A 12,605-nucleotide genomic window follows, 5' to 3' on the forward strand; every position below is an offset into this window, starting at 1 on the left:
TTCGATTTAAAAATTAGGTTGTAGCAGTGTGATGGATGCCTTTTTATGTAATAAAAACTGAAGTATGTCGTTTGTATAATCTTTTTCGATTTGTAATTGAATGAGGTTGTGATTTGAATTATGTGTAACATGTATAAATCCGGATTGTTGTTGTAGTTCTATCGCTGAAAATGTTTCGTGAACAATTGCCTCAATATAAACCTGTTCTATTGATTTTTGCACAGAGGTATCTTCCGCAATTGTATGATTAGCCAACGTCACAATTCTATCGGCGAAGTGTTCTAGTAGTTGTTTTTCGTGACATGTGAAGAGTACAGATATACCTTGTTGTTTTAATGAAAGTAAAATATGCTCTAGTTCTTGCTGAGAGTTAGGGTCGAGCCCAGAAAGTGGTTCATCTAAAATTAATAAATGGACGTCCGTAAGTAATGCTTGCATAATACCTGTTTTTTGTTTCATACCTTTTGAAAAGTTTCGTACAACGGAATGCCTTGCGTGATGTAAGTGAAAAGATTCAAGGAGCAACGGAATTTTATTTCTTAAGTATTTTGTTGATAAACCATGAATGTGGCCGAGATGATATAAATAATCCTTTAATGTAAAACGAATCCCTTCAGGAAAATGCTCAGGTACATAACCGATTTGTATATGTTCTTTTCTTTGAAGTGTCCCTGCCGTAGGTGAAATAAAACCTGCAATTATTTTGAGCAAAGTGCTTTTTCCAGTTCCGTTCCCGCCAATAATAGCGAGTGCTTCTCCTTCTGGAATGGATAAATCGATGTTGTCTAGTATAAGTGATTTGCCATACTTCTTTTGAATTCCCCTTAGTTCTACTAGCAAAGTTCTACCCTTCTTTCTTCAAATATTGTATACATCCATTATATAAGAGAATAAGAAAAAGACGTGCAATGAGTGCACGTCTTTTTTTGTTATGTTTTGTCGAAGAATCGATATATCGGCAAAATCGTTGATATATTGTAAGTTATGATAGATATATCGAAAAAATCGTTGATATATCCGGAGTTATGATAGATATAATTGAAAAATCGTTGATATATTATCGCTTCTCAATCGCCACAATGAATGGCGGGTTATTTTGCTGGTTAATGAAGCCATATCGCAGTACGTGAGCTTGTTTTTGATCTAGTTCTTCTGCGAATGTAAGTACAGCGTCTCGTTCTACTTGTCCTTCTGGGTGTCCGTGGTAAATGACAAGGACGATGATACCTTCAGGTGCCATTACTTCTAATAATTGTTCAATCGCCGAGAGTGTTGAGTTCGGTTTTGTGACGATATGTTTGTCTCCGCCTGGGAGATAACCTAAGTTGAAGATTGCTCCTGTTACTTTTCCTTTTGCGTCTTCCGGTAATACAGAAAGAAGCGTCTCGTGACTATCATGAACCAAAACAGTACGTTCGAAAAGTTCTTTTTCTTTTAGACGGATCGTAGAACTTTCGATTGCTTCTTTTTGAATATCAAATCCAAATACTTTTCCGTTATCCCCAACGATTTCAGCTAGGAAGCAAGTGTCATGTCCATTTCCAAGTGTAGCATCTACAGCGTAATCGCCTTCTTTTACTGCCGTTTGCAGAAGCGAGCGAGCAAACGGTAATACACGTTCTAATTTCATTTTTGTTTCTCCTCATTTGCATATTTTCCTTGCCAGCTTCCGCGGCGTACAAATTCTGCATCGATGGAATTTAATACTTCCCATTTATTTAAGCTCCACATTGGGCCGATCATTAAATCAGGTGGACCGTCACCTGTGATGCGGTGCACAATTACGTCTTCTGGAATAATTTCAAGTTGGTCAACAACGAGACTTACGTAATCTTCAAGAGATAGGAATTCTAATTGCCCTTTTTCATATTGCTTCACCATTGGCGTTCCTTTTAATAAATGAAGTAAATGAATTTTAATTCCTTGTACGTCAAGCTTTGCTACTTCACGAGCTGTTTCCATCATCATGTCGTAATCTTCAAGGGGAAGACCGTTAATAATATGAGAGCAAACTCTAATGCCATGCTTGCGTAATTTATTTACGCCTTCAACGTAAGATGGATAATCGTGAGCGCGATTAATAAGATTTGCAGTACGTTCATGGACAGTTTGTAGTCCGAGTTCAACCCAAAGGTACGTGCGTTTATTTAAGTCCGCTAAATATTCAACAACATCATCCGGTAAGCAATCTGGACGAGTTGCGATAGAAAGACCGACAACGTCTTTTTCTGCTAAAAGCGGTTCGAATTTTTCTTTTAACACTTCAAGTGGAGCATGCGTATTTGTGTATGCCTGGAAATAAGCGATACATTTTCCGTCTTTCCACTTTGAGCGCATTTTTTCTTTCATTTCATGATATTGCGTTATAACATCATCGCGGCGATCGCCAGCGAAGTCACCAGATCCAGCAGCACTACAAAACGTGCATCCACCATAAGCAACTGTACCGTCACGGTTCGGGCAATCGAAGCCAGCATCTAATGAAACTTTAAAGATTTTTTCACCAAATTCATTTCGTAAATGGTAATTCCATGTATGATAACGTTTATTGTCGTTTGTATATGGAAAAGGGTTTTGAACCTTCATTACTTTCCCTCCTAAGCCGAGTCAAAATGAAACAAATAAAATCCATTATAACATACTCATAAGGTTCAGATGGAAGGGACACACTAAAGGGGAATTGAAGCAAGGAGGGACAATTATGGCAGAGCGTCAATCACTTGAATCGTATATTACACAAGCAGAACAAGCGGTGGAATATGCGAAAGAACAATTAGATCTTGGTATGAGACAAGAGCATTATAATACGATGGAATATTCAGATGCACAATTGCAATTAGAGCAAGCCTATAACGACTTACAAACGATGCAGCAACATGCGAATGATGAGCAACGTGAGCAGTTAAATAGAGCACGTATGGCAATTCGCCAATTGCAACATCAAATGATTATTACGCCGCACTAATAAGGAGTGAATGTCATGGCGAAACGTTCAGATCAAAATAACCCAGAGCAAAAAACACAAAATGGACATAACGCTGAATTTTCAAATGAACTTGATCCAGTTGTTCAAGTGAAACAGCGTAACAGTAAAAAAGGACAGCCTCAAAGATCGAAGCAATCAGAGTAAACCAGGTCGAAATACGACCTGGTTTTATTTTATTACAAAAGTGTAAGGTAAATGTAATGTTAACAAATAGCAGTTCCCCTCCAAAAGGCGCAAAATAGGTAATGGAAAAACAAGCGTAGGAGGATATATATGACGAAACCAGTTGTAGACGTAAAAAACGTTCAAAAAGTGTACGGTAAAAAAGGTGAGAACCAATCACACGCGTTAAAAGGTGTTTCATTTTCAATTCAAGAAGGTGAGTTTGTTGGAATTATGGGACCATCTGGTTCTGGTAAAACGACATTATTAAATGTAATTTCAACGTTAGATAAATCAACAGGCGGCGTTGTTGAGATTGCCGGTACGGATATTACGAAAATGAAGCAAGGTGAGCTTTCAGATTTCCGTTCACAAAAATTAGGATTCATTTTCCAAGACTTTAACTTATTAGAGAACTTATCTATTTACGAAAACATTGCACTTCCACTATCTCTCCAAGGTGTCCCGTCACGAAATATTGGACCGAAAGTAGAAAAAGTAGCAGATATGTTAGGGATTTCGGCCATTCTTCAAAAGTACCCATCTGAAGTATCTGGTGGACAGAAACAACGTTCAGCAGCAGCGCGCGCTTTAGTACATGAGCCTGCAATTATTTTAGGGGACGAGCCAACAGGAGCGCTTGATTCTAAGAATGCGGCGAGTTTACTTGATGCGATGACAAACTTAAATAAAGAGCAAGGCGTATCTATTATGATGGTTACACATGATCCGTACAGTGCAAGTTACTGTCAGCGTATTTTATTCATTCAAGATGGTGAGCTATATAAAGAAATTCACCGCGGTGGTACGCGTGAAGAGTTCTATAAAGAAATTTTAGATGTACTTGCAGATTTAGGCACACAAAAAGCGTAAGGAAGGAGGTCTAGGGTATGTTATTCAAACTTTCCATGTCAGGGCTAAAGAGTAAGCTAAAAGATTACATTGTCTTACTTGTCGGTCTTGTCATGTCTATCTCAATTTTTTATATGTTTCAAACGCTAGCGCTGAATAAAGCGTTTATCGAATCTAATTCAGTGATTCAATCAATTGGATTCGTATTCCAAGCAGGTTCATTTTTACTAGCAATCATAACCTTCTTCTATATTTTATATGCGAATTCTTTCTTATTATCTCTTCGTCAAAAAGAGTTTGGGATGTATATGATGTTAGGAGCAAAAAAACATAAAGTTACATTACTTATGTTTATTGAAACGATAGTATTAGGTGCTGCGTCTCTGGCGATTGGTATTACAGTTGGTGTAGGACTTGCAGAAGGTATCGGTCAGTTATTAATGAAACAACTCGAATTTGCTGGTGAAGGTTATAAAGCATTTTACCTTCCATCTATGACTGTTACTTGCATTTTCTTCTTTGCATTATTTGTACTATCAGCAATTATGAATAGTATTAAGTTATCACGTATTTCTGTACTGCAACTTGTACATGCAGATGCGCAAACAGAACGTGTTGCAGTAAAAGGAAAAATGACAGGTGTAGTTGCATTCCTTGCGGTTATTTTATTAGGAATTGGCTATGCATCAATGATTTACATGGAAAAACTAAGAGAAATGGGAATCCTTATTGCATTAGTTACAACAACAGCTGGTACTTACATGCTATTTGGATCACTTCTCCCGGTTATTATTAAAAAATTAAAAAGTAATAAAAAGCGTAGTGAAAAAGGGCTTAACGTTTTTACTTTCGCCCAGTTAAACTTCCGTATTAATAGTTTAACAAAGGTGCTTGCAACGGTAGCGATGTTAGTTGCTCTTGGAGCGGGTGCGATTTCAGGTGGTATGGCGTTTAAAAATAACGTTATAAAAATGGTTGATGGTTTAGTAATATATGATTCAGTAGTTCATAGTCCAACAGCTGAAGAAAAGAAAATTTTAGACGGTATTACATTTAAAGAGAAAAACGAATACCGTTACAAAGTTGATGATAAATGCGTTTACTATGTAAAAGAGGATTTAGAGAAAAATCGTCCTTTAGTAAAAGATATGGCAAATATGAAATCGATGAAGGATTTAGTAAAAACGAAGAAAGTTTCAGAGGAACTACCAGTAGGTGCGGTTTCTAGAGAAATGAATGAAAAAGATGCGAACGCTAAAGAACTTCCAGAAGAATGGGACGAGGCTTTCAGAACAATCCAGCCATTCTATGTACATGAGGATCACGCAATTAAAATTGTAGATCAAAAAATGTACGATACTGTAAATGGTAAAGAAGGAATTGTATTCACTGGAAAAACAGATGATTTTGTAGCACACACAAAAGAATGGAAAAAACTTGACGAGTTGCAGCTAGATAAATATAAAAATGTAAAAGCTGAAAGATTAGATAGCAAATATCAAGCTTACGACATGTTCTACGGTGTTGCGAGTGGAACAGTGTTTATGGGCTTCTTCCTTGGAATTGCTTTCTTAGCAATGATGGCAAGCTGTTTAATGTTTAAAATTCTTTCTGGTGCATCAAAAGATATTACGCGTTATCAAATGCTTCGTAAAATCGGTGTGCGCCGTGAATTATTAACAAAATCTATTTATAAAGAGTTATTCTTAGTATTCCTATTCCCAGCAATTGTGGGTATTGCTCACGTATTAGTTGGTATGAATATTTTCGGATTTATTTTAATTGATCCGTACTTCCGTATTTGGTTACCGATTGTTATCTTCGTAGTCATTTATGCAATTTATTACTTCATTACAGTTCAATTGTATAAAGGAATTGTTCTTCCGAAAGAAGATTAATGATAAAAAACCGAGCGGATATGCTCGGTTTTTATTATTTTCAACCATATTTGTATAGCAGTAAGTTTCTGCATTGAAAATTATTATGAACATTAGGCACACCGCGTGAAAATAATGGATAATACATGGAAATCCAATAGCATGATAAGGTAAAATGGACAACATGATGAGAAAATTATCGTTCATAAGATGAGGAGAATCTATGCATGGAAGTTGTAGAGGCATTAAAAGATATAAGCCAAATTGAGGCTATGAAAAAATATTTGAAAGAGCATTCGCAGCGAGATTATCTTTTATTCGTTATTGGGATTAATACAGGATTAAAAATTACAGAGCTACTGAGCATAAAATTTGAAGATGTATTAAATGAAGATGGAACTGTTAAAGAGTTTTATTCTCTTCCTGTGAAAGATGAAAAGTTTAAACAAGATATTTATTTAAATACAAAAGTAAAAGAAGCGCTGTTAAATTACGTACAATCTATTGATGTTAAAAGAGAAAATTACGTATTTCAATCTAATAAAACGACGAATTCAATTACGCGCCAACAAGCGTATCGTGTAATTCATCGTGCTGCGGAAGCAGTTGGAATTATTGGGAATATTGGAACGAACTCAATGAGAAAAACATTTGGGTTTCATGCGTACAAAAGAGGAATAGCGATTGCACTATTGCAAAAACATTTTCATCACGCGACCCCTTCAGAGACATTGAAGTATTTGGGAATCTCAAAAGATGAAGAATTTAAAACAGAGATTGATGTAGATTTATAAGAGGAACAGTGCGAAAATTAATTTTTGCACTGTTTTTTTAGTGTTAAGTTGCTACTATTGGTCATTTTTCGCGTATATAATTTCATTTGTTGTTTTTTTATTATCTGAATTTCATCAACTATTAATCAGTTGCCTTCCTATTTAAAAACGACTACAATTTTACTGTTATAGATGAACGAAAAAAATAGAATAGGAGGGGAGACTATGCCAAGGAAAGTATGGCTATTAGTAGCTGGGATGATTATTAATGTCACGGGTGCTTCTTTTTTATGGCCTTTTAATACAATTTATTTGCATGATCACCTAGGGAAATCTTTATCTGTGGCCGGAATGGTATTAATGATCAACTCACTTACTGGTGTAATCGGAAACTTGCTCGGCGGTGTTTTATTTGATAAATGGGGCGGATATAAATCAATTTTAGTAGGGATTGTTATTACACTTGTATCGATTTTAGGCCTTGTGTTCTTCCACGGCTGGCCGTTATATGTTGTGTGGCTAGCGTTAATCGGTTTTGGTTCTGGAATGGTCTTCCCATCGATGTATGCGATGGTTGGTACGGTGTGGCCAGAGGGCGGCAGACGAGCATTTAATGCGATGTATGTTGGACAAAACGTTGGTATTGCGATCGGAACAGCGTGTGGTGGTTTAGTTGCATCATATCGTTTTGATTTTATTTTCTTAGCGAACTTTATTTTATACTTTGTTTTCTTCTTAATTGCTTTTATTGGGTTCCGTGGTATGGAAGACAAAAAAGAGCCAGGAGTACAAAAAGAAGTCGAAACGAAAAAAGGGTGGACGCTTACACCAGGATTCAAAGCCCTTCTTATCGTGTGTGTAGCATATGCTTTATGCTGGGTTACATACGTACAGTGGCAAGGAGCGATTGCAACATATATGCAGGAATTAAATATTAGCCTTCGTCACTATAGCTTATTATGGACGATAAATGGAGCGATGATTGTTTGTGCGCAGCCATTAGTTAGTATGCTAATTCGCTGGATGAAGCGTTCTTTAAAACAACAAATTATGATCGGAATTGGTATTTTTGCGGTTTCATTTATTGTACTAAGCCAAGCACAGCAATTTACGATGTTCCTCGTTGCGATGGTGACATTAACAATTGGTGAGTTATTCGTATGGCCAGCAGTTCCAACCATTGCTAATATACTTGCACCGAAAGATAAACTTGGGTTTTATCAAGGGGTCGTAAATAGCGCGGCGACTGTAGGAAAGATGTTCGGACCGGTCGTTGGCGGAGCTATTGTTGATTTATACAATATGGAAGTATTGTTCATAGCAATCATGGTAATGCTTGTAGTAGCGCTTATGGCAGCGAGTATTTACGATAAACGAGTAAAAGTAGAAGAAACAGTTGAAGAAAAAATTGCAGTTTAGTTTGACGGAACATGCAACATGTTTTAGAATATATTTAAATAAATAGTAATAAAATAACCTTTGGAACAAGGGAGTTAGCTCGGCTGTCCTAAGACGAATTCGTTAGTTATTAAGAATAACGATTAACCGAGAAGCCTCCGCTTCAAGTAATCTCTTAACAGATACTAAGTGGTGGGTAGTTCACATTAACTCATATTTGTAATAACAGTGAGAAGGAGTAGTAGTAATAGAAGCTGGTTTAGAGAGTTGACGGTCGGTGCAAGTCAATCCACGTTTCGTTATGAACTCGCCTTTGAGTTGCAGTTGCGAACATTTAGTAGCAATTGCCGTTAATCCACGTTACGGATCTAAGCGAATGTATATATTACATTAATTTAGGGTGGTACCGCGGGAATCTATAACCTCTCGTCCCTTTCTAGGGATGAGAGGTTTTTTGTATTTTAGGCGGTGAAAATAAATAGAATTTCAAGGAGGTTATCTCATGAGCTTTAATCATCAAGAAATTGAGAAGAAGTGGCAAGGGTATTGGGAAGAGAATAAAACATTCCGTACGCCAGATGAGACAGAAAAACCAAAATTTTATGCACTAGATATGTTCCCATATCCATCAGGTGCAGGCTTACACGTAGGTCATCCAGAAGGTTATACAGCGACAGATATTTTATCTCGTATGAAGCGTATGCAAGGATATAATGTTCTTCATCCAATGGGATGGGATGCATTCGGTCTTCCAGCAGAGCAATATGCACTTGATACTGGAAACAGCCCGGCAGAATTTACAGAGCTTAATATTAATACGTTCCGTAATCAAATTAAAGCATTAGGCTTCTCTTATGATTGGGATCGTGAAGTAAATACAACAGATCCAAACTACTACAAGTGGACACAATGGATCTTCCTGAAACTATTTGAAAAAGGCTTAGCTTATGTTGATGAAGTACCTGTAAACTGGTGCCCAGCACTTGGTACAGTACTTGCGAATGAAGAAATCATTGACGGTAAGAGTGAGCGCGGTGGACATCCAGTTGAACGTCGTCCGATGAGACAGTGGATGCTAAAAATTACAGCTTACGGAGATCGTTTATTAGAAGATCTAGATGAGCTTGATTGGCCAGAAAGCTTAAAAGATATGCAGCGTAACTGGATCGGTCGTTCTGAAGGTGCAGAAGTACACTTCAACATCGATGGTACAGATGAGAAGTTCACAGTTTTCACAACGCGTCCTGATACACTATTTGGTGCAAGCTACTGTGTACTTGCTCCAGAGCATGCGCTTGTTGCTGACATTACAACAGCAGATCAAAAAGAAGCTGTAGAAGCTTACATTAATTCGGTAAAAATGAAGAGTGATTTAGAGCGTACAGAACTTGCGAAAGAGAAAACTGGTGTATTCACTGGTGCTTACGCAGTTAACCCAGTAAATGGTGAGAAATTACCAATCTGGATCGCTGACTATGTTCTTGCAACTTACGGAACAGGTGCTGTAATGGCGGTTCCAGCTCACGATGAGCGTGACTATGAATTCGCATCAACGTTCAATCTTCCAATGAAGGAAGTTGTAAAAGGCGGAGACATTACGAAAGAAGCATATACAGGTGATGGTGCTCACGTAAATTCAGCATTCCTTGATGGTTTAAATAAAGAAGAAGCAATTGTGAAAATGATTGAATGGCTTGAAGTAACGAGCGCAGGAAATCAAAAAGTAACGTACCGTCTACGTGACTGGTTATTTAGCCGTCAACGTTACTGGGGTGAGCCAATTCCAGTAATCCATTGGGAAGATGGCACAATGACAGCTGTGAAAGAAGAAGAATTACCATTAGTTCTTCCGAAAACAGATAACATCCGTCCTTCAGGTACAGGTGAATCACCACTTGCAAACATTGATGAGTGGGTAAATGTAGTTGATCCTGAGACTGGTAAAAAAGGTCGTCGTGAAACAAACACAATGCCACAATGGGCTGGTAGCTGTTGGTACTACCTACGCTACATGGATCCAAACAATAACGAAGCACTTGTAGATCCAGAAAAAGTAAAACAATGGCTTCCAGTTGATATTTATATCGGCGGAGCGGAGCACGCTGTACTTCACTTACTATATGCTCGTTTCTGGCATAAAGTATTATATGATATCGGTGTAGTTCCAACGAAAGAGCCGTTCCAACAATTATTCAACCAAGGTATGATCTTAGGTGAAAACAACGAGAAAATGAGTAAATCAAAAGGTAACGTTGTAAACCCTGATGATATCGTAGCAAGCCACGGTGCAGATACACTTCGTCTATACGAAATGTTCATGGGACCATTAGATGCTTCAATCGCTTGGTCTGAAAATGGTCTTGACGGAGCTCGTCGTTTCCTAGACCGCGTATGGCGCCTATTCGTTCAAGATAATGGTGAATTAAGTGAGAAAATCACTGATGCACCAAACAAAGAGCTTGAAAAAGCTTACCACCAAACAGTGAAGAAAGTAACAGAAGACTATGCAGAGCTTCGCTTCAACACAGCGATTTCTCAAATGATGGTATTCATCAACGATGCATACAAAGCTGAAACACTTCCGAAAGAATATGTAGAAGGTTTCGTAAAAATGATTGCACCAGTTGCACCTCACATCGGGGAAGAACTATGGAGCAAACTTGGATACAGTGAAACAATCACATATGCAAGCTGGCCAACATTTGATGAGTCTAAACTTGTAGAAGATGAAGTTGAAATCGTTGTTCAAATTATGGGCAAAGTTCGTGCGAAATTAACAATGAGTAAAGACGCATCAAAAGAAGAAATGGAACAACTTGCACTTGAAGCAATTCAAGAGCAAATTGAAGGGAAAACAGTTCGTAAAGTAATTGTTGTTCCTGGAAAACTTGTTAACGTTGTTGCAAACTAATTAATGCTAAATAAAAGCTCAGAGCGTTTATGCTCTGAGCTTTTTTATATGAAAAATAAGTTCTGGATCACCTTCATCAATGAAGAACGAAGAAATAAGTGCGGAATTCCCATATAGACAAACACCTATTCTTCTATAGAAAATATGATAAAAAAGGTAGGCTAAATTGAGAAGAAGAGGTGAAAGGAATGAAAGGGATGGACAATAATGCACCGCATGGCTTCTTCGGGGGCGGATCGGATAGTTATGGACAAATGATGTTCATGGGAGGAGAACCTGGAGGGTTTCCAACATCAGTAGCTGGAGCACAAACAGGAATTCCGACATTAGTAGGAGGAGCACAAGGAGGAGTGCCTGTAGGTATGCCAACTACATTTCCATCTTTCGGAGGAGGAGCACAAGGAGGAGTACCTGTAGGTATGCCAACTACATTTCCATCTTTTGTGGGAGGCGTACAAACAGGATTTCCTGTACCTGGCGTCGGTGTTGTAGCTGGTGGAATCGGCGGATTCCCTCAAGGTGTTCATGGTCAATACCATCACCATGGTTATCATCATCATGGTCAACACCATCACCATGGTCATCATCATGGCCAACACCATCATCAAGGTCATCATCAACAACAAGTACATCATCACGGTCACCACCAGGTTCATCCGCAGGCTGTCTTGTATCAAACACACCAGGGTCAACACCATCACCAAGGTCAGCACCACCAAGGTCAGCACCATCACCAAGGTCAGCACCACCAAGGTCAGCACCATCATCAAGGTCAACATCACCACCAAGGTCAACAGCATCACCAAGGCCAACATCACCACCAAGGGCAACAACATCAAGGACAACAACATCAACAAGGGCAACCACATCAACAAGGGCAACCACATCAACAAGGGCAACCACATCAACAAGGGCAACAACAAATTTGGTATGGTGGAGGAGCTGGAACTGCAGCGGGAACAGCTGGACATTAATGAATTACATGAAAAATTCTCTTGTGCACAAGGGGATTTTTTATTTTGAGAAAAAATATATCGCGTTTTGATATTTGGGATGAGCTAATAATCAGTGGGGGATGGATAAAATCCACTGATTGAAGTTTCACTTTATTAGTAGATACGAAGTTCATGACCTGTGAATGATAGTACAAAAAAGCTGCCAAGAATATTCTTAGCAGCTGCTCTTATATTATTTTCCTGCGTTTGCTAATGCCTCTTGACGTTGACGTTCAATTTCCGCACGAAGTTGTGGTTCTGGTGCTTCCCAGCCTTCTGGTTTTAGAATTTTACCGTCGCCTTCACGGAAGCGAGGTTTCCCATCAGGGAATAATTTTGCCATATTAGCGTTGTTTACAATTTCAAATCCTTTATCTGGACGTACGCCCATTTCTGCAAACGTTCCGAATGCAAAGTAAATAAGGTCAATAAGTGCATCGTATTGATCTTCAACAGTCGTTGCTTCTAGAAATTCTTCTAGCTCTTCTTGCATAAAGCTAGCACGAATTTTTGCACGCTCTTCTGTTAATTTTGTTGGAGTATTTGTTACAGGATGTCCGAATACTTTGTGCATTTTTGCAACAAGTTCGTATCCTTTATCTAAACCTTTTTCGTTTGTCATGTTGTTTCATCCTTTCTCACTTTGTGCCG

At 38.3% G+C, this 12,605-nt stretch carries 12 protein-coding genes and 1 other annotated feature; of the genes, 8 read left to right on the forward strand and 4 right to left on the reverse strand.

Going from position 1 to position 12,605, the window contains the following annotated elements:
* Positions 1 to 6: 6 nt before the first annotated feature.
* From MR065_RS02770 to mnmL, 3 genes are all read right to left on the reverse strand, one after another.
* Positions 7 to 840 carry an ABC transporter ATP-binding protein gene (locus MR065_RS02770; RefSeq protein ID WP_242212399.1) on the reverse strand — a complete coding sequence of 278 codons (834 nt, stop codon included), beginning with the start codon at positions 838 to 840 and terminating at the stop codon, positions 7 to 9.
* Positions 841 to 1,057: 217 nt separating this feature from the next.
* A complete protein-coding gene (mnmM, locus tag MR065_RS02775; protein ID WP_242212400.1) occupies positions 1,058 to 1,630 on the reverse strand; it encodes a tRNA 5-(aminomethyl)-2-thiouridylate-methyltransferase MnmM in 573 nt (190 codons plus the stop codon).
* Positions 1,627 to 2,586 carry a tRNA modification radical SAM protein MnmL/YtqA gene (gene mnmL / locus MR065_RS02780; RefSeq protein ID WP_000868033.1) on the reverse strand — a complete coding sequence of 320 codons (960 nt, stop codon included), beginning with the start codon at positions 2,584 to 2,586 and terminating at the stop codon, positions 1,627 to 1,629. Before mnmL ends, mnmM begins: the two co-directional genes overlap by 4 nt.
* A 115-nt stretch (positions 2,587 to 2,701) precedes the next feature.
* Here mnmL and MR065_RS02785 point away from each other — a divergent pair, with 115 nt between their 5' ends.
* From MR065_RS02785 to MR065_RS02820, 8 genes are all read left to right on the forward strand, one after another.
* Positions 2,702 to 2,965, forward strand: coding sequence for a YtzC family protein (locus MR065_RS02785; protein ID WP_000840865.1), 264 nt, complete (start codon positions 2,702 to 2,704; stop codon positions 2,963 to 2,965).
* A gap of 15 nt (positions 2,966 to 2,980) precedes the next feature.
* Positions 2,981 to 3,130, forward strand: a complete 150-nt coding sequence (locus MR065_RS02790; protein ID WP_001129345.1) for a hypothetical protein — start codon at positions 2,981 to 2,983, stop codon at positions 3,128 to 3,130.
* A 129-nt stretch (positions 3,131 to 3,259) separates the two neighbouring features.
* Positions 3,260 to 4,021: an ABC transporter ATP-binding protein gene (locus MR065_RS02795; RefSeq protein WP_242212401.1), complete on the forward strand. Its 762-nt coding sequence runs from the start codon at positions 3,260 to 3,262 to the stop codon at positions 4,019 to 4,021.
* 17 nt (positions 4,022 to 4,038) lie between these two features.
* A complete protein-coding gene (locus MR065_RS02800) occupies positions 4,039 to 5,898 on the forward strand; it encodes an FtsX-like permease family protein (protein ID WP_242212402.1) in 1,860 nt (619 codons plus the stop codon).
* Between the two features lie 206 nt (positions 5,899 to 6,104).
* Entirely contained in the window at positions 6,105 to 6,671 is a 567-nt protein-coding gene (locus tag MR065_RS02805) for a tyrosine-type recombinase/integrase (RefSeq protein ID WP_242212403.1), read from the forward strand.
* 204 nt (positions 6,672 to 6,875) lie between these two features.
* The gene (locus MR065_RS02810; protein WP_242212404.1) at positions 6,876 to 8,069 is read left to right on the forward strand and encodes an MDR family MFS transporter; all 1,194 of its coding nucleotides are present in this window, start codon (positions 6,876 to 6,878) and stop codon (positions 8,067 to 8,069) included.
* Positions 8,070 to 8,267: 198 nt separating this feature from the next.
* Positions 8,268 to 8,485: a binding site (T-box leader), on the forward strand.
* A gap of 65 nt (positions 8,486 to 8,550) precedes the next feature.
* Entirely contained in the window at positions 8,551 to 10,959 is a 2,409-nt protein-coding gene (gene leuS / locus MR065_RS02815; protein WP_097904670.1) for a leucine--tRNA ligase, read from the forward strand.
* A gap of 188 nt (positions 10,960 to 11,147) precedes the next feature.
* Positions 11,148 to 11,933, forward strand: coding sequence for a VrrB protein (locus MR065_RS02820; protein WP_242212406.1), 786 nt, complete (start codon positions 11,148 to 11,150; stop codon positions 11,931 to 11,933).
* A gap of 214 nt (positions 11,934 to 12,147) precedes the next feature.
* On the opposite strand, the gene MR065_RS02825 is transcribed toward MR065_RS02820, so the two are convergent.
* Positions 12,148 to 12,576, reverse strand: coding sequence for a pyrophosphohydrolase domain-containing protein (locus MR065_RS02825; protein WP_242212407.1), 429 nt, complete (start codon positions 12,574 to 12,576; stop codon positions 12,148 to 12,150).
* Positions 12,577 to 12,605 lie beyond the last annotated feature (29 nt).

The organism is Bacillus cereus group sp. BfR-BA-01383 (genome assembly GCF_022663495.1).
Taxonomy (GTDB): Bacteria; Bacillota; Bacilli; order Bacillales; family Bacillaceae_G; genus Bacillus_A; species Bacillus_A cereus_AU.